Genomic DNA, 25,448 nt, shown 5'->3' with positions numbered 1-25,448 from the left:
CATATGACCATCAGAATCGGAGCGGTCGGCCTGGGTCGGCTCGGCCATCGGCATGCCTGGAACCTGCGGTTCGCCATCCCCGGCGTGGAACTGGCGGCGCTGTGCGACGCGGACGCGGAGAAGCTGCACGCGGTCGCGCGGGAGTGGGGCGTCGCCCGCGCCTACACGGACTTCGCGGCGATGCTCGACGGCGGCGGGCTCGACGCGGTGGCGATCGTCTCGCCGTCGCACCTGCACACCGCGCAGATCGCCGCCGCGCTCGAACGGGGGCTGCACGTGTTCAGCGAGAAGCCGCTCGGCACCACGGTCGAGGAATGCCGCATCGCCGAGGCGGCGGTGGAGAAGCATCCCGACCGCGTGTTCATGCTCGGCTTCATGCGCCGCTACGATCCGTCCTACGCCTACGCCAGGAAAATGATCGGGGAGGGCCGGATCGGCCGGCCGTTCCTGTTCCGCGGCTACTGCCAGGACCCGGAATCGGCGATCCAGGGCGCCATCGCCTATGCCGGCCATTCGGGCGGCCAGTTCATCGACATGGCGGTGCACGACATCGACCTCGCGCGCTGGTTCATGGGCTCGGACCCGAAGTCGATCTTCGCCATCGGCGGCTGCTACGCCCATCCCGAATTCGCGCAGTACAACGATGGCGACAACGTGGCGGCGCTGATGCACCTCAAGGACGACGGCATGGTGTTCCTGTTCGCCGGCCGCACCGCGCCGCACGGCTACAACGTGGAAACCGAGATCATGGGGACGCAGGGCATCCTGCGCATCGCCGCGGTGCCGCAGAAGAATCTGGTCGAGATTCTCGACCGGCACGGCGTGCGCAAGGAGTGCTCGCAGAATTTCCTGGAACGCTTCGGCGACGCCTATCTGGCCGAGATGAACGAATTCGTGCGCTGCATCAACGAGGGCTGCCGGCCCGAAGTGACGGTGTACGACGGCACGAAGTGCACCGAGATCGCCTACAAGTGCAAGGAAGCGTTCGAGACGAACGAGCTGGTCCGCCTGTGAGCCGCTGAGGGGCGGGGCCGGCCGCCCAATCCGTTCAGCGGCGGCGCTCCGCCGCCGCGTTCAGGAGGCGCGAATCCGCCGCCAGGCGACGATCAGCTGTTCGAAGCCGTCGCAGCAGCGCTCGACGAGTTCGCCGTCGCCGATGCGGCCGTCGAGCCAGGCGCGCGCCGGGTCCTGGAAGATGCTCCGGCCCACGGCGAAGCCCCGGCACGTGCGGCTGTGGCGCGCCTCCTCGAAGGAGGCGACGAGCTGTTCGATGGGCGCGTTCTGCCCGAGCATCACCACGCCTCGGCTGAACGGATCGCGCTTCTCGATCAGCGCGTCGATGCGCGCCCAGTGCTCGGCCGAGGTGGCCGGCAGCTTCCACCAGTCCGGGTGGATGCCGAGGTTGTAGAAGCGGGTCATCGTGCGCAGGATCGCCTCCGGGTCCGGCGGGGAACCCTTGGACGGGATCAGTTCGAGCAGCAGTTCATGGCCCGTCTCGTTGGTCGCCTCGCACAGCGTGCGCACCTGGCTTTCCTGAGCCAGGCGGCGGTCCGGCAGGTCGTCCGGGTCGTAGAAGATCAGGCATTTCACCACCTGCTCGCGCGGCCAGTGGGCGAGCACCGAGCCGATCGAACTGCCGAGTTCGAAGATGACCGGGTTGGAGCCGGGGCGTTCGACCGGACGCCCGAGCCACCAGCCGCGGCCGGTGGCGGTGTGCAGCGCGTCCTCGCCGTAGCGGTCGTCGATCAGCGCGCCCAGGCTGCCGTGGAGCTGCAGCCGCTTTTCGGTCTGCGCCACGGTTTCGACGAGTAGGCGTTTCAGTGCCGGCAGCCGCTTTTCCGGCGCGCCGACCTGGCGCGCCAGGTCGTAGAGCTGGCTGCGGTGGTCGAAGGCGAAGATGAATACGTCCTGCCACACGTGGCGCCGGGGCGTGACGTGGTGCAGCCAGTTCAGCGTGCTGTCATGCGCCGGTTCGGTCAGCGTGTCGGCGTGCGCCAGGAAGTACTGCAGCTCCTCCTCGGTGGGCATCGACGGGGCGCAGGCATGGCGCGAGACGACCAGCGCGCCGCTGGCGTTGGCGCGCCGGCAGCAGGTGCCGTAGTCCTGGCCGCGCAGCCAGCCGGAAAGGAATCCGGCGAGGAAGGCGTCGCCCGCGCCGAGGACGTTGAGCACCTCGACGCGCGGGCTGCGCACCGCGAAGGCGTCCTCGATGCGCGCGGGGATCTCCCCCTCGATGACCGCGCAGCCGAGCGGGCCGAGCTTGACGACCAGCGTGGCGCGCGTCCTGGCGCGCACCGCGCGCAGGGCCGCCATCAGGTCCTCCGCGCCGCCGGCGACCGTGAATTCGTCCTCGGTGCCGACCACGAGGTCGAAGCGGTCGAGGATCTCCTGCAGTTCGCGCGTGACCGCCGGGCTCGGGATGTTGCGCGTCTCGCCGTCGCCGAGGGTGGTCAGGCCCCAGAGCGCCGGCCGGTAGTCGATGTCCAGGATCGTCCGCACGTCGTGCCGGCGGGCGTATTCGAGCGCGCGCAGGCTGCCGGCCCGGACCTGCGGGGTGGACAGGTGTGTGCCCGTGATGTGCAGCGCCTTGCAGCCGGCGATGAACGCCTCGTCAACGTCGTCGGCGCAGAACGCCATGTCGGCGCAGTTGTCGCGGTAGAACAGCAGCGGGAAGGTCTGGCGGTCCTTGATGCCGAGCATCGCCAGGGCGGTCAGGCGCACCGCGTCAACCTTGATCTGCGAGACGTCGCAGCCCTCGGCGGCCAGAGTCCTGAGCAGGAAGCGCCCCATCTGCTCGTCGCCCACGCGGGTGATCATCGCGCTGCGCAGGCCGAGGCGCGCGCAGCCGAACGCCACGTTGCCCGCCGAGCCGCCGAGGTATTTGGCGAACGACGAGACGTCCTCGAGGTTGCAGCCGTACTGGTTGGCGTAGAGATCGACCGCCAGGCGGCCGATGGACACCACGTCGCGCGGGCGTCCGGCGGCGAATGCGGTCTGGTTTTTCAGGGTCATCCCGGCGTCCTCCGAATTGCGGGCGCCCGGGGCCGCGGGCTGCACGAGTCAGGCCCGGCCTTCAGGCTTCCCGGCCTTTTTCCTCCGCGCGTTCCAGGTCGAGTTCGAGGCGGTAGGCGAGGGCGATGAACAGCGACTGGGCCAGGCTCATGGTGCATGCCAGGGCCCGGAAGTTGTAGACCTCCGCCTCCTGCACCGTGAGCGTCACCGCCGCCGCCCGCGCGATGGGCGACAGCGGGCTGTCGGTGATGGCCAGCACCGGCGCCTGCCGCTCGACGGCGACTTCGGTGCAGTGGCGGGTTTCGTCCCCGTAGGGCGCCATGCTGATGGCGATCAGCACGTCGCCTTTGGCCAGCCCCTCGATCTGCTCCCGGTACATGCCGCCCATCGCGTCAACCATGATCACGCGCTTGCGCGTGCGCAGCAGCACGTAGCCGAGGTAGCTCGCCACCGGGAACATCCGGCGCACGCCCATGATGTAGATGTGCCGGGCGTCCTGGAGCAGGGTCACCGCCGCTTCGAACGCGCGCGCGTCGAGGTTTTCGCCGATCGCCGCGATGCCGGACTGGCAGGCGTCCATGAAGCTGCGGGCGAGCTCGGCGCTCTTCATCTTCGCCGGATGCTTGCTGATCACGGCGCGGATGCGCTGCTGGTAGCTGGAAGTCGAGGCACTGTTGGCGTAGGCGTCGCGGAACACCGCCTGCAATTCGGAGAAGCCGGAAAAACCGAAGTGCTGGGCGAAGCGCACGACGGCCGAAGGCTGCACCCTGCAGGCCTCGGCGATGTCGCGGATGCGCACGACGACCATCTGCTGCCGGTTCTCGGTGACGTACTGCGCGATGGTTTTCAGTTGCTTGGAGAGCGCGTCGTATTCGTCCGCGACGCGCCGGACCAGTTCCTCCACCCTGCTCGCTTGTGCCATGTTCTCCCGCTCGACGGCCGTTGATCGGAAACCGCGCGTCCTTGTCGTCTTATCGCCCGGTCCGCATGGATTCTATCCCAACAGTGGCAGCGCGGCGCCCGGCGCGCGGCCGGGCCGGCTCAGCGCAGGCGGACGATCCGGTTCTCGCGCCACGAGGTGGTCGCCGCGTCGGCGAGTTCGAGCGCCTTGACGCCGTCCTCGATGCTCACCCGGAGCTTCTCCCGGCCGCCGAGCACGGCGACGAAATGGTCGAGTTCGATGCGGTACGCCTTCTCGTAGCGTTGCAGGAAGAAGTGCTCGGGCTTGTCAACCGATACCACGTCGGGACCGGACGCCACGACTTCGGTCGGCCGGTGGTTGCCGGCCTGCAGCATGCCTTTCGAGCCGAGCACCTCGAAGCGCTGGTCGTAGCCGTAGGCCGCGCGGCGCGAGGTGTGGATCTGCGCGAGCTTGCCGCCGACCGTGCGGAGGGTCACCGCGGTCGTGTCGGCGTCGTTCGCCTCGCTGGCGATCGCCGGGTCGGTCAGCGCGCTGGCCGTGGCGTACACCGTTTCGGCTTCCTCGCCGAGAATCCAGCGGAAGATGTCGAAATCGTGGATCAGCATGTCCTTGAAGATGCCGCCGGAGCGCCGCAGGTAGTCCACGGGCGGCGCGCCCGGGTCGCGGCTGATCACCGACAGGGCTTCGAGGGCGCCGATCTCGCCCTGGTCGAGGCGCGCCTTCAACGCCGAAAAGGTCGGGTCGAAGCGGCGCTGGAAGCCGATCAGGCAGGCCTTGCCCGACGCCTTGACCGCCTGTTCGCATTCGCGCGCGCGGGCCAGATCGAGATCGACCGGCTTTTCGCAGAAGATGTGCTTGCCAGCCCTGGCCGTGCGCTGGATGAGGTCCGCGTGCGTGTCGGTGGAGGAGCCGATGAGCACCGCGTCGACCGAGGGATCGGCGAAGATTTCCTCGACCGTGACCACGCGCGCGCCGAGCGCGCCGGCCAGCTTCTCGGCCGGTTCCGGCAGGGCGTCGGCGATGCCCGCCAGCGCGACGGCCGGGTTGCGGGCGGCGTTGGCCGCATGGATCTGGCCGATGCGTCCGGCGCCGATGACTGCCATTCTGATTGCCATGCTGTTCGCTCCTTTGCTGTTGCACTGTTTGACCGATGATCGACGGACGCTGCCGGCCCATACCGGTGTCCTTGGAATTAATGTTCTAATTATATTCACAAGAGAAAATATTTTGCATTTTTTGTGCGGGCCGGTGGCGCGGCGGATCGTCGCGCATCGGAATTCATCGGGCGGGCCGGCGCGAAGCCGGGAAGTTCATGCCGCGCGGCTCAGCGCGCGGCCCGGACCCAGTCGTTGAAGCAGGCCCGCGCGCCGTCGATCACCTCGCCGGCGGTCAGGCCGATGGGGCCGACGGAATCGCCGGGCCGGGCCGCCAGGCGTTCGGCCGCCGCGCCGTGCAGATGCACGGCGGCCGGCAGCGCCTGCGCCGCCGGCCAGCCCTGCGCGAGCAGCGCGGTGACGATGCCGGTCAGCACGTCGCCGCTGCCCGCCGTGGCCAGGCCGGGGTTGCCGGTGGTGTTGATCGACCAGGCGCCGCCGGGCGCGGCGACGATGGTGCCGCAGCCCTTCAGCGCCACGTGCGCGTCGAAGCGCGCGGCCAGTTCGCCGGCCGCGGCGATGCGGTCGCGCTGCACGTCGCGGGTGTGGCAGTCGAGCAGCCGGGCGGCTTCGGTCGGATGCGGCGTCAGCAGCGTCGGCGCGCGCCGCGCCTTGACGGCCACGCGCAGCTCGCCGTTCTCGGCGATGCGGTTCAGCGCGTCGGCGTCGAGCACCAGCGGCACGTCGAGGCCGCAGGCGGCCTCGATCAGCGCGATCACCTCGCCGTTGTTGCCCATGCCCGGCCCGCAGGCCAGCGCCGTGAGCTCCGTGGCCAACAGCCGGTCGGGGCGGCGGATCATCAGTTCGGGCTGCAGCGGGTCGAGCGGCGGCGCCTGCTCGTCGATCAGGCCGAGATAGACGCGCCCACTGCCCAGGCGCAGTGCGGCGCGGGCGGCGAGCAGCGCGGCGCCGACCATGCCCGCCGCGCCGCCGAGGATGCCGGCGTTGCCGTAGCTGCCCTTGTGCGAGTTGCGCGGGCGCGGCCACAGCCGGTCGGCGAACTGGGCGCGCGCGATGAGCCGGCCGGGCGGGTCGCCGAAGGTGCGCGCGTCGAGATCGAGCGCGGCGACCGTGACCTGGCCGCAATGATCCGGCCCGTCGGCGGTGAACAGCCCCGGCTTGGCGGCGATGAAGGTGAGCGTGTGGCTGGCGCGGATGGCCGCTCCGTGCAGCGCGCCGGTGTCGGCGTCGAGGCCGCTCGGGCAGTCGAGCGCGAGCAGCGGGCAGCGGTCGCGCTCGGCCAGCGCGTTGGCCTGCTCGATCAGGGTCGCGCAGGCGCCGGTGATCGCGCGCGCGAGCCCGATGCCGAACAGGCCGTCGACGATCAGCGACCAGCGCAGGCCGGCCGGAATCGCCGCGCAGGTGGCGCCGCCGGCTGCGGTGAAGCGGCGAAAGGCCTCGGCGGCGTCGGGCGGCAGCCGGGCCGCGTCGCCGGCGAAGACCACGTGCACCGCCAGGAAGCGTTCGCGCAGCAGGCGGGCGAGCTCGAAGGCATCGCCGCCGTTGTTACCGGGGCCGGCCAGGATCAGCACCGGCGCGTCGCCGTCGTTGCGCAGGGCGACGGCCAGATCGGCGCCGGCCCGGCCGGCGCGCTGCATCAGCCGCTGGTCGGCGGCGGCCGCTTCGATTCGGCGCAGGTCGGGGGAGCGGAAAAGCGCGGTGGCGGACATGGCCGGGCGGAGAGGGTGGGTGATGAAAACGCAGTCTACCTCGTATTTCCGGCCTGCGTCTCGCTCAGGGGTGATGGTGCGAAACGCCGTTTCTCCTGTCGATGAAATCGGCCACGAATGCATTGACGTCGATTTCCAGGATTTCGGCCAGCACCACGAACTCGACGAAATCCAGCCGGCGCTCGCCCCGTTCGTATTTCGACACGAAGCTCTGCGGCTTGCCGAGCCGCTGGGCGACATCCGTCTGGGTCAGGCCGCGGCGTTCCCGCGCCTCGATCAGCAGTGTGCGGAATGTCCGGTAGTTGGGTTCGTGCAGGGGATTGGGCATCCCTGAATAGTGATAACCCTAAATGGGATATCCCATAATGGGTTATACTGGCCGTATAAAACTTCGGACCGTCGGTGGCGTGAGGCAATGATCGAACAACAATACGTGCAGGGTTTCGACCAGGAGAGGGACGAGATCGATCTGCGGGACATCGCCGATTTTTTGCGGGGCGAGTGGCGCAAGCTGCTGGCGGGAGCAATGGCGACGATGCTGTTCGTCGTCGGCGGCGCCGCCGCGTTCGGCGACTACAAGGCGAGCGGCGCGATCATCCAGGTCGCCGGGGCCATCGACTTCGTCAAATGGAAGTATTTCCAGCGGACGCTGCCCAATCTGGCGGCCGATCTGCTCCAGTCCGGCCGCGTGCCGGCCGACGACCGGGAAGCGCAATGCCGGCGCCTGTCCCGCCCGGAATGGTGGGACAAGAACGTCCAGCCGCAGTACGCCTTCTCCAAGAACGACAGCAAGCTGCTGGCCGGCGCCAGCAAGGAGTTCCAGGATGCGGAGGCCACGCGCATCCAGTATCTGGCCGTGGAAAGCGCGGGCGCCAGCCGCGAGGAGGCGCGCAAGAACCTGGCGACCACCATCGACTTCATCCGCAGCGGTGCGGCCTATCTGGAGCTGAAGCGGCTGGTGCTGGAGGCGGACGCCGCCGCCACCAGGGCCGAGGCCGACCTGCGCCAGAAGATCCTGGCCGCCGAGGTGGAAATGGATTTCCTGCGCAGGAAAACGGCCAATCTCGAAGCGCTGCGCAAACGGTTTCCCGGCAACGTCGCCGGCACGGCGGGGCAGATTCTCGATCCGAAGGATACGGCCGCGAAATACCTGCCGCTCGAAACCCAGATCGTGGCGGCCAACGCCGACCTCTACGCGCTGGACGAGTCGCTCGGGCGGATGAGGAACGCCCAGGCCCAGCACGCCGTGACCCGCCGCTTCCTCGAACGGGCGCTCCCGGCGGCCGACAAGTTCATGGACGGCCCGGAACTCGGCGACGAGCTGCTGGCGATCGTCGCCGGCCTGCGCCGGGAAGTGCTCGCGGACGACCTGATCCGCCAGCACGCGCTGACCCAACTCGAATCGGGCATCCGCTCGATCCTGGCGGCCTTCGGCAAGGGCCTGCAGGTTTCCCTCGAACCTGAGGGGCGCCGGGTCGCCAAGCTCTCCTTGCTGGCCGCGCTCGGCTTCATCGGCGGCGGCATGGCGATGCTGGTCGTCGCGCTGGCGCGCCGCGCCTTGAGCCGCTGCCCCTTGCCGTCGCCTTGAGCGCACCCGCGCGTCGCTTTTCGTCGACGCCGCGAAACTTTTCCCGCGCGCGGTCCTCTGAGCGGAATCGACTCGTGGGCCAACGCCATGTGCTCTCAGGAAGTGGTACCTTCACCGTGCATCGGCATCTGCCAGATCGACGAGGCCGTCGGCTGGTGCGCCGGCTGCCTGCGCACGCGCTCGGAGATCGGCGCGTGGCTGGCGGCGTCGAACGACGAGCGGCGGGCCATCCTGACTGAAATCGAACGGCGGCGCGAGCTGCTCCAATCATGAATGCACGGGATATGGACGACGACACTTTCTACGCCTGCGCCGGAATCTGCCGGCCGGACCCGGAAACCAACCAATGCGTCGGCTGCGGCCGTCCTTGGGATGTTTCGCCCGCGCCGGCCGGGCCGCAGCAGGCGGACCCGGTTCCCGAAATTCCCGCCGGCGAGCGCTATCCCAATCCTCCCGTCTGACGGGACGGGCTGATCGCCGGGAGGCGGTCGGCCGGCGCGGCCAGGCCCCGACTCGGCTATAATTCGGCCTTCTCCTTGTTTTAACGCAGATTTTTCTGCTCTTTTCCAGGTAGACCATGGCCGACATCCTGTTCCTGCGCGGGGCTCCCGCTTTTTCCGTTTTCCGGCTGCAGGGTTTGCAGCAACGCCTCCAGGACGTCGCGCCGGGCGCCCGCATCGCCGGCGTCGACTATTGGCATTTCGCCAAGCTGAAACAGGAGCTCGCCCCGGCAGCGCGCGCGCAGCTCGCGGCGCTGCTGGAGGAACGGGCGGCGCCGGCAGCGCGGCAAGGGGCGTTGTTCCTGGTGACGCCGCGCGTTGGCACCATCTCGCCGTGGTCGTCGAAGGCCACCGACATCGCCTGGAACTGCGGCCTCGCCGGCATCGAGCGCATCGAGCGCGGCATCGCCTTCGACATCGCGGGCGTGGATGAGGCGCGGCGCGGCGCGGTCGCCGCCCTGCTGCACGACCGCATGACCGAGGCGGTGCTCGGGAGCTTCGAGCAGACCGCCGAACTGTTCCGCCATTTCGCGCCGCAGCCGATGACCACCGTCGACGTACTCGGCGGCGGGCGCGCCGCGCTGGTCGAGGCCAACACCCGCCTGGGCCTGGCGCTTTCCGAGGACGAGATCGACTACCTCGTCGACCTGTTCGCCACGCGCACCGGGCGCAATCCGACCGACGTCGAACTGATGATGTTCGCGCAGGCCAACTCGGAACACTGCCGGCACAAGATCTTCAACGCCTCGTGGATCATCGACGGCGAGGCGAAAAAGGAAACGCTGTTCGGCATGATCCGCGAGACGCACGCCGCGCACCCGCAAGGCAACGTCGTCGTCTATTCCGACAACTCGTCGGTGTTCGAGGGCGCCGAGGTCGAGCGCTTCTACCCGGATGCCGACGGCGGCTACGCCTACCGCAAGGAGCTGACGCACATTCTGGCCAAGGTCGAGACGCACAACCATCCGACGGCGATCTCGCCGTTCCCCGGCGCGGCGACCGGTTCCGGCGGCGAAATCCGCGACGAGGGCTCGACCGGGCGCGGCTCGAAGCCGAAGGCCGGCCTGTGCGGCTTCTCGGTGTCCAACCTCTACCTGCCCGACGCGCCGCAGCCGTGGGAGGCCGAAATGGCGTCCTACGGGCGCCCGTCGCGCATCGCCTCGGCCCTGTCGATCATGCTCGAAGGGCCGATCGGCGCGGCGGCGTTCAACAACGAATTCGGCCGCCCGAACCTGGCCGGCTACTTCCGCACCTACGAGCAGCACGTCGGCGAGGGCGAGGCGGCGGTGGTGCGCGGCTACCACAAGCCGATCATGGTCGCCGGCGGCGTCGGCAACATCGCCGACAGCCAGGCGCACAAGGAGGCGAAGTTCGCGCCCGGCACGCTGCTGATCCAGCTCGGCGGCCCCGGCATGCTGATCGGCCTGGGCGGCGGTGCGGCCAGCTCGATGAGTACCGGCGCCAACGCCGAGGACCTCGATTTCGCCTCGGTGCAGCGCGGCAACCCGGAAATGCAGCGCCGCGCGCAGGAAGTCATCGACCGCTGCTGGCAGCTCGGCGCGCCGCGCGGCGACGCGACGCGGCCCGGCGACGGCAATCCGATCCTGTCGATCCACGACGTCGGCGCGGGCGGCCTGTCCAACGCCTTCCCGGAGCTCGCGCACAGCGGCCAGGGCGGCGCGCGCTTCGAGCTGCGCGAGGTGAAGATCGAGGAGCCGGGCATGTCGCCGGCCGAGATCTGGAGCAACGAATCGCAGGAGCGCTACGTGCTCGCGATTCCGCCGGGCCGGCTGCCCGAGTTCGAGGCGATGTGCGCGCGCGAGCGCTGCCCGTTCGCCGTGGTCGGCACGGCCACCGACGACCACCGGCTGGTCGTCGCCGACCGGCATTTCGGCAACGCGCCGGTGGACATGGACATGGACGCGCTGCTCGGCAAGCCGCCGCGCATGACGCGCGACGTGGCGCGCCTGCCCGGCGCGGCCGTGCCCTTCGATCCGGCGGCGATCGACGTCGGGGAGGCCGCCTACCGCGTGCTGCGCCTGCCGGCGGTGGCCGACAAGACCTTCCTGATCTCGATCGGCGACCGCTCGGTCGGCGGCATGACCGCCCGCGACCAGATGGTCGGGCCGTGGCAGGTGCCGGTGGCCGACGCGGCGGTGACCACGATGGGCTTCAACACGCTGCGCGGCGAAGCCTTCGCCATGGGCGAACGGACGCCGGTGGCGATCCTCGACGCGCCGGCCTCGGGCCGCATGGCCGTCGGCGAGGCGCTGACCAACATCGCCGCGGCGCGCATCGCCCGGCTCGGCGACGTCAAGCTGTCGGCCAACTGGATGGCCCCGGCCGGCGTGCCGGGCGAGGACGCGCGCCTGTTCGACACGGTGCGCGCGGTGTCTGACCTGTGCCAGGAAATCGGCGTGTCGATCCCGGTCGGCAAGGATTCGCTGTCGATGCGCACGGCGTGGGAGGACGCGGGCGAGGCCAGGCAGGTCGTCGCGCCGCTGTCGCTGATCGTCAGCTCCTTCGCGCCGGTGCAGGACGCGCGGCGCACGCTGACGCCGCTGCTCAAGGTTGACGGCGAGGCCACCGACCTGCTGCTGATCGACCTCGGCGCCGGGCGCAACCGCCTCGGCGGCTCGGCGCTGGCGCAGGTGTTCAACGCCACGGACACCGAGGCGCCCGACGTGGAGGCGCCGGAGAAGCTGGCCGGCTTCTTCGCCATCGTGCAGAAGCTCGCCGCCGACGGCCTGCTGCTCGCCTATCACGACCGTTCCGACGGCGGCCTGTTCGCCTGCCTCGCCGAAATGGCCTTCGCCTCGCGCTGCGGGCTGGCGATCGACATCGGCGACCTGTGCGACGGCTCGGCGGCCGGCCGCGTGCGCGCGCTGTTCGCCGAGGAACTGGGCGCCGTCGTGCAGGTCCGCCGCGCGGTGCGCAATACCGTGCAGGCGGCCTTCCAGACGGCGGGAATCGCGGCGACGCTGCTCGGCGTGCCCGAGCATGGCGACGCCGTGAAGATCGACTGCCGCGGCGAGACGATCCTGCGCGAGCGGCGCGTCGACCTGCACCGCGCCTGGTCGGAGACGAGCTACCGCATGCAGTCCCTGCGCGACAACCCGGCATGCGCGCAGCAGGAATACGACCGCCTGCTCGACGACAGCGACCGGGGACTGACGGTGTCGCTGCCCTACGACCCGGCGGAAGATATCGCCGCGCCGTACATCGCCGCCGGCGCGCGGCCGAAGATCGCCATCCTGCGCGAGCAGGGCGTCAACAGCCAGATCGAGATGGCCGCCGCGTTCGACCGCGCCGGCTTCGCCGCGGTCGACGTGCACATGAGCGACGTCCTGGCCGGCCGCGTCTCGCTGGCCGGTTTCAAGGGGGCGGTGGCCTGCGGCGGCTTCTCCTACGGCGACGTGCTTGGCGCCGGCAAGGGCTGGGCGCGCACCATCCTGTTCAACCCCCGCGCGCGCGACGAGTTCTCGGCCTTCTTCGGGCGCGGCGACACCTTCGCGCTCGGCGTGTGCAACGGCTGCCAGATGATGAGCGCGCTCAAGGAGCTGATCCCCGGCGCCGACGCCTGGCCGCGCTTCGAACGGAACGCGGTCGAGCAGTTCGAGGCGCGTTTCACGATGGTCGAGATTCCCGAATCGCCGTCACTGTTCTTCGCCGGCATGGCCGGCAGCCGCATGCCGATCGTCGTCTCGCACGGCGAGGGCCGCGCCGAGTTCGATTCGGCCGAACAGCAGGCGGCGGTGCGGGTGGCCATGCGCTATCTCGACAACGCCGGCCGTCCGACCGAAACCTATCCCTACAACCCGAACGGCTCCCCGGCCGGCCTCACCGGCGTGACCACGGCGGACGGCCGCTTCACGATCATGATGCCGCACCCGGAGCGCGTGTTCCGCACGGTGCAGATGTCCTGGCATCCGGAAAGCCTCGGCGAGGATTCGCCGTGGATGCGCATGTTCCGCAACGCGCGGAAGTGGGTCGGATAGCGGACGGGACAGAGCGGAGCCCGGCGCCGCGGCGCGCCGGGCGGCGTACCGCCGCAGGGCAATCGCGCGAACGCCTCGGTGACCGCTCAGGGTGATACCGAAGCAGAATTCGCGCGGACATCGTCGTCCCGGCGCGGGCGCTTTGGCCTCACCCATGGATTCCATGAGCATTCGTGCGATTACCCTGCGTGCCGCCGTTCGCGGCGCCACCGCGCCCGATAAAAATGATTAACTTTACTTAATTAACAACAAAAAAAGTCTTAATTTTATTTACGTAATTTTGTTCCTAAACTAAGAGTCGAAACGGGCCTTTCCAGAACATCGCCAGAGAGGAAAGGCAGCCGCGTGGCGGATCGGTTCGATCTTGGGAGGGGACATGAGTCACTGCGTTTACGGGGTGTGGGACGGCGCGGCGATCGATGCGCGGCGCGATCCGGCGGGGCGGCGGGCGCCGCCGCTCGCCGGGCTCGACGACATCGCGCCCGAGACGGCGGCCATGGCGTTCATCGCCGACCGCGGTTTCCTGATCCTGGATGAAAGCGTCTGCCTCGCGCATGCGTTCGCCGACTATCTGGCGCGCGCGGCGGACGAATCGTGCGGCCGCTGCACGCCGTGCCGCGTGGGCACGCAGCGCCTGCGCGACCTGCTCCGGGGTGTCGCCGCCGGCACGGCCGCGCCCGGCGCGCTCGACGAGGCGCGCGTGCTGGCGTGGCAGGTCACCCAGACCTCGCTGTGCGGCATGGGGCAGAACTGCGCGCGCGCCCTGCACGCGGCGCTCGTGCATTTCCCGGCGGAGTTCGGCGCCATGACCCCGGCGCAGGCGGTGTTCCAGCACAGCTTCATCTACGTCACCGCGCCCTGCATCGAGGCCTGTCCGTCGAAGATCGACGTGCCGAGGTACATCGACGGCGTGAAGAACGGCAAGTTCGACTTCGCGCTCGGCGTCGTGCTCGACAAGTATCCGATGGCGGCCACCTGCGGCCGCGTCTGCGTGCGCTTCTGCGAGGACGCCTGCCGGCGCAACGCCGCCGAGGGCGCGGTCGGCATCCGCATGCTCAAGCGCTACGCGGCCGATCAGGCGTTGGCGCACGGGCGGCTGCGCTTCGCGCCGAGCGGCGAGCGCCACGAGCAGCGCGTGGCGGTGATCGGCGCCGGGCCGGCGGGCATCACCTGCGCGTACAAGCTGCTGCTCGGCGGCATCCGGGTTGACGTCTTCGACGCGCACCGGGCGGCGGGCGGCATGGCCTCGGTCGGGATTCCGAGCTACCGGCTGCCCAAGGACGTGCTCAAGGCCGAGAGCGAGGACGTCATCCGCCAGCTCGGCGGCCATTTCTACTACGGCAAGGCGCTGGGGCGCGATTTCTCGGTGGACGACCTGCTCGGCAAGGGCTACGACGCGGTCTTCCTCGGCTACGGCGCGCACAAGGCGGCGCAGATGGGCATCCGCAACGAGGAATTGCTGCCGGAGGGCTACGCCTCGGGCGTCGATTTCCTGCGCGCGGTGTACAAGCGCGTCGAGTGCGGCGAGCCGTTCGAGCTGCCGGGCGACGTGGTGGTGGTCGGCGGCGGCAACGTGGCGATGGACTGCGTGCGCTCGGCGCGGCGCATGGGCGCCCGCTCGGTGCATCTGGTCTACCGGCGCACGCTCGCCGACATGCCGGCGGACCGCGCCGAGGTGCACGCCGCCGAGGAGGAGGGCATCGTCTTCCATTGCCTGACCACGCCGTCCGAAGTGGTCATCGAGGACGACCGGGTGATCGGCGTCAAGCTCGCCGCCATGCGCCAGACCGAGCTCGACGCCAAAGGCCGGCGCGGCGTCGAGCCGATTCCGGATGCCGAGACCTTCATGGCCTGCGACTGGCTGATCGCCGCCATCGGCCAGGTGGTCGACGAGAACGTGCTGCATCCCGGCGAGGGCATCGAGCTCGACCGCTGGAACTGCGTCAAGGTCGATGCCGACACGCTGGAAACCTCGCGGCCCGGCGTGTTCGCCGGCGGCGACTGCGTGCTCGGCCCGCTGACGCTGGTCAACGCGCTCGATCACGGCGAACGCGCCGCGGCGAGTATCCGCGACTACCTGCTGAGCGGCCGCACGCACGTCCGGCCGGAGCAGCGCCTGCAGAAGTTCCTGGCGCGCAACCGGCTGCTCGCCGACCAGCCGCTCGATCACGCGCCGCTCGCCAGGCCGCGCGCCGGCGTCCCCGAACTGCCGGCGGACGCGCGCGTGCGCTGCTTCGATGAAGTCGACGGCGTGATCGCCAAGGAGACGGCCTACGAGGAGGCCGGCCGCTGCCTGCGCTGCTACCGGCTGTATTCGCTGGTCACGGAAAAGGCGCTGCACGGCGCGGCGCATGCCGCGCACGCGGCCGGCGCGAAATCGGCAAACGGCGCGACGAACGGCGCCGCGACAGCCATTGCGGGGTGATCGATATGGACGCGAAAATCAACGGCCGGGACATTGTCTTCGAAACCAACGAGACCATCCTCGGCGTCGCGCGCCGGCACGGCATCTTCATCCCGACGCTGTGCGAGCTGAACGACATCGACCACGCGCCGGGCACCTGCCGCATCTGCCTCGTCGAGGTGCGCCGGCCCGGCGGCGCGGAGCCGGAGTACCTGACCGCCTGCGACACGCCGCTCGGCGAAGGCTGGCAGGTGCTGACGCGCACGGCGCAGGTGGAGGAGATGCGCCGGCTGCAGATGGAAATGACCATGGCCGACCACCACCAGGACTGCTCGACTTGCCCGCGCAACGGCAACTGCGAACTGCTCTCGGTGGCCAACTCGGTCGGCCTGAAGCAGATCCGCTTCCGCTACACCGAAGGCTGGCAGGACCTGGAGCCCGACCACGGCACGCAGCCGGTGGTCTACGACCGCAGCCGCTGCATCCGCTGCCAGCGCTGTGTGGCGGTATGCCGCAAGGTGCAGGGCGTCGATGCGCTGGAAATGACCGGCTGGGGCCGGACCGCCGGCATCCGCCTCAAGGGCGGCAGCGTCGAGGTCTCGCCGTGCGTCACCTGCGGCCAGTGCGTGATGGTCTGCCCGACCGGCGCGCTGGCCGAACGCGACCAGACGCAGGAGGTGCTCGACTGCCTGGCGGACCCGGACATCGTCACCGTCTTCCAGGTGGCGCCGGCCATCCGCGTCGGCTTCGGCGAGGAATTCGGGCTGCCGCCGGGGACCAACGTCGAGGGGCAGATCATCGCCGCGCTGCGCGGCATCGGCGCCGACGTGATCCTCGACACCAACTTCGGCGCCGACGTGGTGATCATGGAGGAGGGCACCGAACTGCTCGGCAAGCTGGCCGAGAAGAAGCGCCCGGTGTTCACCTCGTGCTGCCCGGCGTGGATCAATTTCGCCGAGAAGCATTATCCCGACATCCTGCCGCTGCTGTCCTCGACGCGCTCGCCGCAGGCCGTGGTCGGCAAGATCGCCAAGACCTATCTCGCCGAGAAGCGCGGCTTCGATCCGGCGCGGATGCGCGTGATCTCGATCATGCCCTGCACCGCCAAGAAAGAGGAGGCGGCGCGCCCGGTGCTGGGCGAGCACGGCGTCCCGGACGTGGACATCGTGCTGACCATGCGCGAGTTCGCCCGCCTGCTGCGCCGCGAGGGCATCGACCTGAAGAGCCTCGAACCGTCGGCCTACGACGACCCGCTGATGAGCGAGTACTCGGGCGCCGGCGCCATCTTCGGCACCACCGGCGGGGTCATGGAAGCGGCGGTGCGCACCATGTACTACGTGGTCAACGGCAAGGAACTGGAGCACATCGAGGTGTCGCAGCTGCGCGGCTTCGAGAACGTGCGCTCGGCGCACGTCAACCTCGGCGGCCAGTACGGCGAGATCAAGGTGGCCATGTGCCACGGCCTGAAGGGCACGCGCGAGCTGGTCGAGGCGGTGCTGGACGGCCGGGCGGACTTCGACTTCATCGAGATCATGGCCTGCCCCGGCGGCTGCGTCGACGGCGGCGGCACGCTGCGCTCGAAGAAGGCCTACATCCCGTACGCCATGAAGCGCCGCGAGACGATCTTCAACATCGACCGCAAGGCCAGGGTGCGCCAGTCGCACAACAATACGCAGGTCAAGAAGCTCTACGCCGACTACCTCGGCGCGCCGCATTCGGAAAAGGCGCACCACATGCTGCACACGCAGTACGCGCCGCGCCCCTGCGGCGTCGAGGCCGACATCCGGGCGGCATGGGAAGAGCTGAGGAAGCAGGACGGCAAGGAATGAGGCAAGGGAATTCTCATGGACATGAAAACGGAAACATTCGCCGGCTGGCTGCACCCGCAAGCCGTTGAGACGACGCTGCGCGCGGCGTCGTGCGACGCGGGGCGCGTGCGCGAGGTGCTGGCCAAGGCGCGCGAGCTGAAGGGGCTGGACGCGGACGACGTGGCGGCGCTGTGCGGCATCGCCGCGCCGGAACTGGCGGATGAGCTGTTCGCCGCGGCGAGGGAGGTCAAGGAGGCGATCTACGGGCGGCGCATGGTGCTCTTCGCGCCGTTGTACATCTCCAACGTCTGCGCCAACGACTGCACGTATTGCGCGTTCCGCTCGGCGAACAAGGCGCTGCCGCGCACGGCGCTGGACATGGACGGCATCCGCGCCGACGTGCGCGAGCTGGTCCGGCAGGGCCACAAGCGCCTGCTGCTGGTCGCCGGCGAAGGCTATCCGGCGGCGCGTGGCGGCTTCGGCTACGTGCTCGACGCGATCCGCGCGGTGTACGACGTCACCGAGGCGCACGGCCACATCCGGCGGCTCAACGTCAATCTCGCGCCGCTGACGGTCGGCGAATTCGCTGAGCTGAAGCAGGCCGAGATCGGCACCTACCAGCTTTTCCAGGAGACCTACCACCGCGAGACCTACGCGGCGGTGCACCTCGCCGGCAAAAAGCGCGATTTCGACTGGCGCGTCACCGCCTTCGACCGCGCCATGCAGGCCGGCATCGACGACGTCGGCATGGGCGTGCTGTTCGGCCTGCACGACTGGCGCTTCGAAATCCTCAGCCTGATGCAGCACATCGCGCACCTGGAGGACGTCTTCGGCGTCGGCTGCCACACCGTCAGCGTGCCGCGCATGGAGCCGGCAGACGGCTCGGCGGTGTCGGTCAATCCGCCGGCACCGGTGAGCGACGAGGATTTCCGGAAGATCATCGCCATCCTGCGCCTCGCCGTGCCGTATACCGGCATCATCCTGTCGACGCGCGAATCGGCGGCGATCCGGCGCGAATGCTACGCGCTTGGCGTGTCGCAGATCTCCGCCGGCAGCCGCACCAATCCGGGCGGCTACAGCGCCGGCGACGGTGATGAAAAAAGCGCCGCCGGCCAGTTCCAGCTCGGCGACCACCGCCCGCTCGACGAAGTCATCGCCGAACTGGCGGCGATGGGCTTCATCCCGTCGTTCTGCACCGCCTGCTACCGGCTCGGGCGCACCGGCCAGGACTTCATGGATCTGGCCAAGCCCGGCCTGATCAAGCAGAAGTGCGATCCGAACGCCGTCACCACCTTCCAGGAATACCTGATCGACTACGCCTCCGACGCCGCCCGTGGCGCCGGCGAAACGGCGATCGGCTGCGAGCTGGAGCGGATGGGCGCGAAGACGCGGCGCAACGCCGAGAAGATGCTGGCGCACATCCGCGCCGGCAAACGGGACGTGTATTGCTGAGAGAGAATCGCATGCTCTCGCGTCTTGGTCTCCGTCGTCCCGGCGCACGCCGGGATCCAGCAAGTGCTCCGGAAACCTGGATTCCGGCGTGTGCCGGAATGACGGCGGCGGCAGGCACGGCGGATGGTTGGCGAGGCCGGCCATGACGACCCGCATCGAAACCGATTCCCTCGGCGACTTCGCCGTCCCGGCCGACGCCCTGTACGGCATCCACACCGCGCGGGCGCTCGCCAACTTCCCGCTGACCGGCCGGCCGTGCGCGCCGGCGCTGGTGCGCGGCATGGCGCTGGTGAAGCTGGCCTGCGCGCGGACCAACGCGGCGCTCGGCCATCTCGACCCGGAGGTCGGCGAGGCCGTCGCCGCCGCCTGCCGCGAACTGGCGGACGGCGAAGCCGGGCTGGCCGGGGCCGTCGTGGTCGACGCGCTGCAGGGCGGCGCCGGTACCTCGCTCAACATGAACGTGAACGAAGTGCTCGCCAACCGCGCCGAGGAACGGCTCGGCGGCCGGCGCGGCGAGTACTGGCGCGTGCATCCGCTGCATCACGTGAATCTGCACCAGTCCACCAACGACGTCTTCCCGACCGCGCTCAAGGTCGCCGCGATCGACGGCCTGCGCCGGCTAGAAAAGGCCGTCGCCGGGCTGCAGACGGCGTTCCAGGCGCGCGAGCGCGACTTCGCGCACATCGTCAAGGTCGGCCGCACGCAGTTGCAGGACGCCTGCCCGATGACGCTCGGTGCCGAATGCTCGGCCTGGGCCGAAGCCTGCGGCCGCGACCGCTGGCGCGTGTTCAAGTGCGAGGAGCGGCTGCGCGTGGTCAACCTCGGCGGCACGGCGATCGGCACCGGCCTGACCGCGCCGCGCGCCTACATCTTCCGCGTCGCCGACGCGCTGCGCGAAGCGACGGGGATGAACCTCGCGCGCGCCGAAAACCTGGTCGACGCCACGCAGAACTCCGACGCCTTCGTCGAGGTATCCGGGATCCTCAAGGCGCACGCGGTCAACCTGTTCAAGATTTCCTCCGACCTGCGCCTGCTCGCCTCCGGCCCGCGCGCGGGGCTCGGCGAACTGCGCCTGCCGGCCGTGCAGGTCGGCTCCAGCGCCATGCCCGGCAAGGTCAACCCGGTGATCTGCGAGGCCGTCGGCCAGGCCGCGCTGCAAGTCATGGCGCAGGACCAGGCGGTGACGCTCGCCGCGCAGTCCGGCCAGCTCGAACTCAACGCCTTCCTGCCGCTGCTGGCGCACGCGCTGCTCGGCAACCTCGACCTGCTCGAACGCGCCGACACGCTGTTCCGCGCGCGCTGCATCGACGGACTCGCCGCCGACGCGGCACGCTGCGCCGAACTGCTCGAACGCTCGCATGCCCCGGTCACCGCGCTGGTCCCGGCGCTCGGCTACGCACTCGCCGCCGAAGTGGCGAAGGAGGCGCAGGCGACGGGGCGGACGATCCGCGCGGTCGTCCTGGCGCGCGGCCTGCTCGCGCCGGAAGTGCTGGACCGGCTGCTGTCGGCGGACGCGATGACGGCGCTGGGGTATGGCAAATGAAAAGCGGATTAACCACAACGGGCACGACGGGCACGACGAAAAACGAAATCGTTTTTTTCTTGCTTCTCGTTGTGCCCGTCGTGTCGTTGTGGTTGAACTCTCGTTCTCCATGAATCCCAAGGATTGACCATGCAAGACACCCCCAAAGGCCTGCGCCTGCACATCGGCCTGTTCGGCAAGCGCAACAGCGGCAAGTTGACGCTGATGAACGCGCTGATCGGACAGGCGGTGTCGATCGTCTCGGAACATCCGGGCACCACCACCGATCCGGTGGAAAAGGCCTACGAGCTCGCGCCGCTCGGTGCCGTGGTGTTCATCGACACGGCGGGGCTCGACGACGCGGGCGAACTCGGCGCGCTGCGCGTGGAGCGGACGCGCGCCGTGCTGGAGCGCGTCGACCTGGCGCTGATCGTCGTCGACGACGGCCGCGTGGGGCCGCTCGAACAGGAGCTGATCGCCGGCCTGCGCGCGCGGCGCGCACCCTTCGTCGTGGTCTTCAATAAGGCTGACCTGCGCGAGCCGGCCAAGCCGCTGCTGATGGAGCTGGCCGCCGACAACGTCGAATCCGTCACCGTCTGCGCCACGCGGGGAAGCGGCATCGACGCGCTCAAGGAGGCCATGGTCCGTCAGGCGCCGGAAAGCGGGCTGGAGGACGCGCGCCTGATCGGCGACCTGGTCGCGCCCGGCGACGTCGTCGTGCTGGTCGTGCCGATCGACCTCGGCGCGCCGAAGGGGCGGCTGATCCTGCCGCAGGTGCAGACGCTGCGCGACCTGCTGGACAGCGACGCGGCCGGCCTGATGGTCAAGGAGCGCGAGCTGGCCGCCACGCTCGCCCGGCTCGCCGCGCCGCCGCGCCTCGTGGTCTGCGATTCGCAGGTGGTGCTGAAAGTCGCCGCCGACACGCCGCGCGGGATTCCGCTGACCACCTTCTCGATCCTGATGGCCCGCTTCAAGGGCGACATGATCGGGCTGGCCGAGGGCGCCGGCGCGCTCCCGCGCCTGCGGCCCGGCGACCGCGTGCTGATCGCGGAAGCCTGCTCGCATCACGCGCTGGCGGACGACATCGGGCGCGTCAAGATTCCGCGCTGGCTGCGCCAGTTCGCCGGCGGCAACCTGGAGATCGACGTGAAATCCGGACGGGATTTTCCCGACGATCTCACGCCTTACGCGCTGATCGTGCAGTGCGGCGGCTGCACGGTGACGCGCCGGCAGATGCTCGCGCGCCAGTACCGCGCGGCGCGGCAGGGCGTGCCGATGACCAACTACGGCATGGCGATTTCTGTCGTGCAGGGCGTGCTCGACCGCTCGCTGCAATGCTTCCCGGCGGCGCTGGACGCCTACCGCCGCGCGCTGGAGAGGGTGGCGGCGTGAGCGCGCCGGTCGCGATCGCTTGGCACCGGCGCGCTCCGGCATTGGCGCCGAGCGCCCAGGCCGCCGAATTCGCGCGTCTGCTGGATAGCGACTGGCGGCAGGGCGCCGGAGCGCGCGAGGTATTGCGCCGCATCCTCACGACCGTCGATCGGGATGAAGTTGAAGCCGTCCGCGCCGCCGCCGAGAGGACGCTGCTCGACCACTGCGGCGACACCGTGCGCCTGCGCGGCCTGATCGAGTTTTCCAACCGCTGCGTGCTCGACTGCCGCTATTGCGGCATCCGCCGCGGCAACCGCGCCGTGAGCCGCTACACGCTGACGCTGGACGACGTGGTCGCCTGCGCGCGCTGGTGCGCCGGCAAGGGCTACGGCTCGCTCGTCCTGCAGTCCGGCGAGCGGCGCGACGCCGCGTTCGTCCGCCGCGTCGAGGCAATGATCCGCGCGATCAAGGCGGCGACGCGCTCGGCCGCGCAGCCGGACGGGCTCGGCATCACCCTGTGCGTCGGCGAGCAGACGGAAGCGACCTACGCGCGCTGGTTCGCCGCCGGCGCGCACCGCTACCTGCTGCGCATCGAAACCTCGTCGCCCGAGCTGTTCGCCGCACTGCATCCGCCGGAGCAGCGCCACGAAACGCGCCTCGCCTGCCTGCAGACGCTGCGCGCGATCGGCTACCAGGTCGGCACCGGCGTGATGATCGGCCTGCCGGGCCAGACCGTTGAACATCTCATCGACGACCTGCTGTTCTTCCGCGATCTGGACGTCGACATGCTCGGCATGGGCCCGTATATCCCGCACGCCCAGGCCGTGCTGCCCGGCGCGATTCCCGCCGCGGACGAACGGCTGCGCCTCGGCCTGCGCATGATCGCCGCCGCGCGCCTGCTGCTGCGCGACGTGAACATCGCCGCCACCACGGCCCTGCAGGCGATGGCCGACGACGGCCGCGAGCAGGGCCTGCGCTTCGGCGCCAACGTGATCATGCCGCAGGTGACGCCGCCGCGCGTGCGGCGGATGTACACGCTCTACGACGGCAAGCCCTGCCTCGACGAATCCGCCGGGCAGTGCGCCGAATGCCTCGACGCGCGCATCGCCTCGGTCGGCCGGCGGACGCTGAGGGACCAGTGGGGCGATTCGGCGCATTTCGGCCGGCGCTGATCCCGGCGCCGCCCCGCTCCGGAAAAAAATTCAAAACCTGTAAGCCTTGCCGTTGCGCACGGCAGGGCGCGGCAAACCGCGTGCCGCCGCGCTCGCCGGCCGCCGGCGCATGCAGGCAATCGGCACAAAAAAAGCGACGCCGGGGCGTCGCTCGAACTGGACTGCTTCCACCATACCGCGCAAATCAGGTGTGCCTTCCCGATGGCTTGCCGGCGCCGCCGCCTTCCTGCCGGGCGCTCACGTTCACCTTGCCTTCCGCCAGTTGCGTCAGCTTCTGGTCGGCCGCCCTTTCCTCGTCCAGGGTGTCCTGCAGCAGGCCCTCGATCTGGCCGAAGTTCAGGTGCCGCGCCAGGGCGATCAGCGTGCCGTAGCTGGCGATTTCATAGTGCTCCACCTTCTGCGCCGCCGCGATCAGCGCCGCGTCCAGCACGGGGCCCTGCTCGAATTCCTCGATCACTTCCTGGCCTTCTTCCACCAGCCCTTCCATGGCGGCGCACTTCATGCGCTTCAATTTGACGCCGGTATTCTCCACCACCTGATCGATGCGCTCGACCTGATGGTGCGTCTCCTGCAGATGGGATTCGAAGGCGGCGACGAGATCCGGATTGGTGGCCGCCCGGGCCAGCTTGGGCAGTGCCTTGGTCAGCTGTTTCTCGGCGCTGTAGATGTCGGACAGTTGCTGGATGAACAATGCTTCGAGCGTATTCGCATTCCTTGTAGCCATTTCTCTCTCCTTTGGGACGTGGTACGTGCCGGGTAATCATGGCAAGGCATGTGCCCGGCCCAGCGAACGCGGGGAGAGGCGGAGAGCGGAAAATCCGGCGCAAAAAAAAGCCGCCGGAACCGAACGGTCCCGGCGGCTTCCTGCTGGTTCGCAGGATCGCTTACTCGACCTTGGCCTTGGCGCGCAGGCTGTCGACCATCTTGGTGATCTGCTGCGTCTGCGCCTGCTGCAGAAGGCGCGGCTTGACCTCGTCGAACGCCGGGAAGGTCGTCGGGCGGGTGTCTTCGAGCATGATCACGTGGTAGCCGAATTCCGACTTGACCGGCGTTTCGGTGTATTTGCCCTTACCCAGCGCGGTCAGCGCGTCGGCGAACGGCTTGACGTAGTTGCTCGGCGCGGCCCAGCCGAGATCGCCGCCATTGTCCTTGGAACCGGGGTCGATCGATTGCTTGGCCAGTTCGTCGAACTTGGCGCCCTTCTTCAGGTTGTCGACGATGGTCTTGGCCTCGGCTTCTTCCTTGACCAGGATATGCTTGGCCTTGTACTCGGTGCTGCCGACCTGGGCCTTGATCTTCTCGTACTCGGCCTTCAGCTCGTCGTCCTTGATCGGGTTCTTCTGGACGTACTGCTGCACGTAGCTGCGGATCAGGATGGCCTGCTTGGCCGCCTCGGCCTGCGCCGCGACGTCCGGCTTCTTGTCGAGGCCGGCCTTCTTCGCTTCCTGCAGCAGCAGCTCGCGCCGGATCAGTTCCTCGCGGACGGCGTTGCGCAGCTCGGCGGAATCGGGGGCGCCCTTGGCCTTCTGTTCGGCGATGAAGGCGTCGGCGAGATTCTGCGGGATGGCGGCGCCGTTGACCTTGACGAAGGTCTTGTCGGCGGCGATCGCCGCCACGGAGATCGAGGCGCCGATGGCCAGCGCGGCGACGATTTGCGTCAGTTTTTGCATGTGGATCGTTCCTGGTGAGTTTGCATTGGCGCAGCCATGACGGGCTGCGGCCGGGTCGTACCGGGCGGGGCGTTCAGGGCGCCTCGTCGGGCGTCAGCGAACGGATGCTCAGTGCATGTATTCTACTACGCATCAGTTCGCCCAAGGCGTCGTGGATCAGACGATGACGCTGCAGCGTGGTTTTGCCGGCGAACTCGCGCGAGACGATCAGCAGGCGGTAGTGCCCGCCCGCCCGCGCGCCGGCGTGGCCGGCGTGCAGCGCGGAATCGTTGACGACTTCCAGGCGCAGCGGGGAAAGCGCCGCGAGCCGTTCGCGCAGCAGCGCTTCGACTTCGTTCATGCCGGCAGCGTCTTCCTGAACGGCTTGACCGTGACCCCGGCGTAAACGCCGGCGGCGACGAAGGGATCGGCGTCGGCCCAGGCCTTGGCGTCCTCCAGCGAATCGAACTCGGCGACGATCAGGCTGCCGGTGAAGCCGGCCGGGCCGGGATCGGCGCTGTCGATGGCCGGGAAGGGGCCGGCGAGCACCATGCGTCCGGCCTCCTGCAGCGCCTTGAGGCGTTCGAGATGCGCGGGGCGGGCGGCGAGGCGCTTGTCCAGCGAACCGGGCACGTCGTCGGCGACGATGGCGTAGAGCATTACTTTTTCTCCTCGATGTATTTCGACAGCAGCAGCCCCTGGATCAGGGCGAACAGGAGCATCAGGCCGATGCCGCCGAACAGCTTGAAGTTGACCCAGGTTTCGGTCGACAGGTTCAGGGCGAAGGCCACCGCCAGGTTGGCGAAGCCCATGAAGATGAAGAAGCCGATCCACGCCTGGTTGAGCCGCCGCCAGACGAAATCGGGCGCGTCGAACTGTTCCGCGAGCAGGCTGTGGATCAAGTTCTTGCGGAACAGCAGCGTGCTACCGCCGAGTCCGGCGGCGAACGCCCAGTAGAGGACCGTCGGCTTCCACTTGATGAAGGTCTCGTCGTGGAAGATCAGGGTCAGGCCGCCGGTGACGACGATGATCGCCAGGCTGATCCACAGCATCTTGTCGATCTTGCGCTTGCGCGCCAGCAGCCAGCCGATCTGGGCGAAGGTGGCGACGATCGCCACGCCGGTGGCGATGAAGATGTCGCCGGTCTTGAAGGCGATGAAGAACAGGATGACGGGGAACAGATCGAAGAGGAATTTCATGGCGGCGCCGGCCGGGATGGCGTTCGA

The 25,448-nt window shown here is 69.2% G+C and carries 21 protein-coding genes; 11 read left to right on the top strand and 10 right to left on the bottom strand.

The window, feature by feature from the left end; translation table 11 throughout:
• Positions 1 to 3 precede the first annotated feature (3 nt).
• A complete protein-coding gene (locus tag QM701_RS05075; protein WP_415166004.1) occupies positions 4 to 1,014 on the top strand; it encodes a Gfo/Idh/MocA family oxidoreductase in 1,011 nt (336 codons plus the stop codon).
• A 60-nt stretch (positions 1,015 to 1,074) separates the two neighbouring features.
• Here QM701_RS05075 and QM701_RS05070 read toward each other — a convergent pair whose 3' ends face one another.
• The 5 genes from QM701_RS05070 to QM701_RS05050 form a co-directional block, all read right to left on the bottom strand.
• Positions 1,075 to 3,012 (bottom strand): bifunctional 5-dehydro-2-deoxygluconokinase/5-dehydro-2-deoxyphosphogluconate aldolase, encoded by a 1,938-nt coding sequence (locus QM701_RS05070; RefSeq protein ID WP_415166003.1) that lies wholly within the window; start codon positions 3,010 to 3,012, stop codon positions 1,075 to 1,077.
• Between the two features lie 61 nt (positions 3,013 to 3,073).
• On the bottom strand, positions 3,074 to 3,934 hold the full coding sequence (locus QM701_RS05065; protein WP_415166002.1) for a MurR/RpiR family transcriptional regulator: 861 nt from the start codon (positions 3,932 to 3,934) through the stop codon (positions 3,074 to 3,076).
• Between the two features lie 119 nt (positions 3,935 to 4,053).
• Positions 4,054 to 5,049: an inositol 2-dehydrogenase gene (gene iolG / locus QM701_RS05060; RefSeq protein WP_415166001.1), complete on the bottom strand. Its 996-nt coding sequence runs from the start codon at positions 5,047 to 5,049 to the stop codon at positions 4,054 to 4,056.
• 209 nt (positions 5,050 to 5,258) lie between these two features.
• Positions 5,259 to 6,758 (bottom strand): NAD(P)H-hydrate dehydratase, encoded by a 1,500-nt coding sequence (locus QM701_RS05055; protein WP_415166000.1) that lies wholly within the window; start codon positions 6,756 to 6,758, stop codon positions 5,259 to 5,261.
• A 64-nt stretch (positions 6,759 to 6,822) separates the two neighbouring features.
• On the bottom strand, positions 6,823 to 7,086 hold the full coding sequence (locus QM701_RS05050) for a helix-turn-helix domain-containing protein (RefSeq protein ID WP_415165999.1): 264 nt from the start codon (positions 7,084 to 7,086) through the stop codon (positions 6,823 to 6,825).
• An 87-nt stretch (positions 7,087 to 7,173) separates the two neighbouring features.
• On the opposite strand from QM701_RS05050, the gene QM701_RS05045 reads away from it, so the two are divergent.
• The 10 genes from QM701_RS05045 (at position 7,174) to hydE (ending at position 22,573) form a co-directional block, all read left to right on the top strand.
• Entirely contained in the window at positions 7,174 to 8,346 is a 1,173-nt protein-coding gene (locus QM701_RS05045; protein WP_415165998.1) for a hypothetical protein, read from the top strand.
• 87 nt (positions 8,347 to 8,433) lie between these two features.
• Positions 8,434 to 8,619: a DUF1289 domain-containing protein gene (locus QM701_RS05040; RefSeq protein ID WP_415165997.1), complete on the top strand. Its 186-nt coding sequence runs from the start codon at positions 8,434 to 8,436 to the stop codon at positions 8,617 to 8,619.
• The gene (locus QM701_RS05035; protein WP_415165996.1) at positions 8,616 to 8,807 is read left to right on the top strand and encodes a hypothetical protein; all 192 of its coding nucleotides are present in this window, start codon (positions 8,616 to 8,618) and stop codon (positions 8,805 to 8,807) included. Before QM701_RS05040 ends, QM701_RS05035 begins: the two co-directional genes overlap by 4 nt.
• A gap of 116 nt (positions 8,808 to 8,923) precedes the next feature.
• On the top strand, positions 8,924 to 12,844 hold the full coding sequence (gene purL / locus QM701_RS05030; protein ID WP_415165995.1) for a phosphoribosylformylglycinamidine synthase: 3,921 nt from the start codon (positions 8,924 to 8,926) through the stop codon (positions 12,842 to 12,844).
• Between the two features lie 376 nt (positions 12,845 to 13,220).
• The gene (locus QM701_RS05025) at positions 13,221 to 15,269 is read left to right on the top strand and encodes an FAD-dependent oxidoreductase (protein ID WP_415165994.1); all 2,049 of its coding nucleotides are present in this window, start codon (positions 13,221 to 13,223) and stop codon (positions 15,267 to 15,269) included.
• A gap of 5 nt (positions 15,270 to 15,274) precedes the next feature.
• A complete protein-coding gene (locus QM701_RS05020) occupies positions 15,275 to 17,077 on the top strand; it encodes a [FeFe] hydrogenase, group A (protein ID WP_415165993.1) in 1,803 nt (600 codons plus the stop codon).
• 21 nt (positions 17,078 to 17,098) lie between these two features.
• Entirely contained in the window at positions 17,099 to 18,508 is a 1,410-nt protein-coding gene (gene hydG, locus QM701_RS05015; RefSeq protein ID WP_415165992.1) for a [FeFe] hydrogenase H-cluster radical SAM maturase HydG, read from the top strand.
• 142 nt (positions 18,509 to 18,650) lie between these two features.
• Positions 18,651 to 20,051 (top strand): aspartate ammonia-lyase, encoded by a 1,401-nt coding sequence (locus QM701_RS05010; RefSeq protein ID WP_415165991.1) that lies wholly within the window; start codon positions 18,651 to 18,653, stop codon positions 20,049 to 20,051.
• A 129-nt stretch (positions 20,052 to 20,180) separates the two neighbouring features.
• A complete protein-coding gene (gene hydF / locus QM701_RS05005) occupies positions 20,181 to 21,422 on the top strand; it encodes a [FeFe] hydrogenase H-cluster maturation GTPase HydF (RefSeq protein WP_415165990.1) in 1,242 nt (413 codons plus the stop codon).
• Complete coding sequence (hydE, locus tag QM701_RS05000; protein WP_415165989.1) at positions 21,419 to 22,573, top strand: [FeFe] hydrogenase H-cluster radical SAM maturase HydE; 1,155 nt, start codon at positions 21,419 to 21,421, stop codon at positions 22,571 to 22,573. The genes hydF and hydE overlap by 4 nt, the downstream gene beginning before the upstream one ends.
• A 184-nt stretch (positions 22,574 to 22,757) precedes the next feature.
• Here hydE and QM701_RS04995 read toward each other — a convergent pair whose 3' ends face one another.
• The 5 genes from QM701_RS04995 to QM701_RS04975 form a co-directional block, all read right to left on the bottom strand.
• Entirely contained in the window at positions 22,758 to 23,297 is a 540-nt protein-coding gene (locus QM701_RS04995) for a ferritin-like domain-containing protein (RefSeq protein ID WP_415165988.1), read from the bottom strand.
• Positions 23,298 to 23,457: 160 nt separating this feature from the next.
• The gene (locus tag QM701_RS04990) at positions 23,458 to 24,243 is read right to left on the bottom strand and encodes a peptidylprolyl isomerase (RefSeq protein WP_415165987.1); all 786 of its coding nucleotides are present in this window, start codon (positions 24,241 to 24,243) and stop codon (positions 23,458 to 23,460) included.
• 73 nt (positions 24,244 to 24,316) lie between these two features.
• Positions 24,317 to 24,583 (bottom strand): BolA family protein, encoded by a 267-nt coding sequence (locus tag QM701_RS04985; protein ID WP_415165986.1) that lies wholly within the window; start codon positions 24,581 to 24,583, stop codon positions 24,317 to 24,319.
• On the bottom strand, positions 24,580 to 24,882 hold the full coding sequence (locus QM701_RS04980; protein ID WP_415165985.1) for a YciI family protein: 303 nt from the start codon (positions 24,880 to 24,882) through the stop codon (positions 24,580 to 24,582). Before QM701_RS04980 ends, QM701_RS04985 begins: the two co-directional genes overlap by 4 nt.
• A complete protein-coding gene (locus QM701_RS04975) occupies positions 24,882 to 25,421 on the bottom strand; it encodes a septation protein A (RefSeq protein WP_415165984.1) in 540 nt (179 codons plus the stop codon). The genes QM701_RS04980 and QM701_RS04975 overlap by 1 nt, the downstream gene beginning before the upstream one ends.
• Between the last annotated feature and the right edge of the window lie 27 nt (positions 25,422 to 25,448).

Origin of the sequence: Propionivibrio sp., from assembly GCF_047602565.1 — a bacterium.
Taxonomy (GTDB): domain Bacteria; phylum Pseudomonadota; class Gammaproteobacteria; order Burkholderiales; family Rhodocyclaceae; genus Propionivibrio.
This window is presented reverse-complemented; position numbering and strand designations above follow the sequence as displayed.

Bases quoted from the DNA above. Each gene is read 5' to 3' on its own strand.
- QM701_RS05050 (WP_415165999.1), bottom strand. From the start codon at position 7,086: ATGCCCAATCCCCTGCACGAACCCAACTACCGGACATTCCGCACACTG.
- hydF (WP_415165990.1), top strand. From the start codon at position 20,181: ATGCAAGACACCCCCAAAGGCCTGCGCCTGCACATCGGCCTGTTCGGC.
- QM701_RS05045 (WP_415165998.1), top strand. From the start codon at position 7,174: ATGATCGAACAACAATACGTGCAGGGTTTCGACCAGGAGAGGGACGAG.
- purL (WP_415165995.1), top strand. From the start codon at position 8,924: ATGGCCGACATCCTGTTCCTGCGCGGGGCTCCCGCTTTTTCCGTTTTC.
- QM701_RS04990 (WP_415165987.1), bottom strand. From the start codon at position 24,243: ATGCAAAAACTGACGCAAATCGTCGCCGCGCTGGCCATCGGCGCCTCG.
- QM701_RS04985 (WP_415165986.1), bottom strand. From the start codon at position 24,583: ATGAACGAAGTCGAAGCGCTGCTGCGCGAACGGCTCGCGGCGCTTTCC.
- QM701_RS05040 (WP_415165997.1), top strand. From the start codon at position 8,434: ATGTGCTCTCAGGAAGTGGTACCTTCACCGTGCATCGGCATCTGCCAG.
- hydG (WP_415165992.1), top strand. From the start codon at position 17,099: ATGAAAACGGAAACATTCGCCGGCTGGCTGCACCCGCAAGCCGTTGAG.
- QM701_RS05035 (WP_415165996.1), top strand. From the start codon at position 8,616: ATGAATGCACGGGATATGGACGACGACACTTTCTACGCCTGCGCCGGA.
- QM701_RS05070 (WP_415166003.1), bottom strand. From the start codon at position 3,012: ATGACCCTGAAAAACCAGACCGCATTCGCCGCCGGACGCCCGCGCGAC.
- iolG (WP_415166001.1), bottom strand. From the start codon at position 5,049: ATGGCAATCAGAATGGCAGTCATCGGCGCCGGACGCATCGGCCAGATC.
- QM701_RS05075 (WP_415166004.1), top strand. From the start codon at position 4: ATGACCATCAGAATCGGAGCGGTCGGCCTGGGTCGGCTCGGCCATCGG.
- QM701_RS05025 (WP_415165994.1), top strand. From the start codon at position 13,221: ATGAGTCACTGCGTTTACGGGGTGTGGGACGGCGCGGCGATCGATGCG.
- QM701_RS05065 (WP_415166002.1), bottom strand. From the start codon at position 3,934: ATGGCACAAGCGAGCAGGGTGGAGGAACTGGTCCGGCGCGTCGCGGAC.
- QM701_RS05020 (WP_415165993.1), top strand. From the start codon at position 15,275: ATGGACGCGAAAATCAACGGCCGGGACATTGTCTTCGAAACCAACGAG.
- QM701_RS04980 (WP_415165985.1), bottom strand. From the start codon at position 24,882: ATGCTCTACGCCATCGTCGCCGACGACGTGCCCGGTTCGCTGGACAAG.
- QM701_RS05055 (WP_415166000.1), bottom strand. From the start codon at position 6,758: ATGTCCGCCACCGCGCTTTTCCGCTCCCCCGACCTGCGCCGAATCGAA.
- QM701_RS04995 (WP_415165988.1), bottom strand. From the start codon at position 23,297: ATGGCTACAAGGAATGCGAATACGCTCGAAGCATTGTTCATCCAGCAA.
- QM701_RS05010 (WP_415165991.1), top strand. From the start codon at position 18,651: ATGACGACCCGCATCGAAACCGATTCCCTCGGCGACTTCGCCGTCCCG.
- QM701_RS04975 (WP_415165984.1), bottom strand. From the start codon at position 25,421: ATGAAATTCCTCTTCGATCTGTTCCCCGTCATCCTGTTCTTCATCGCC.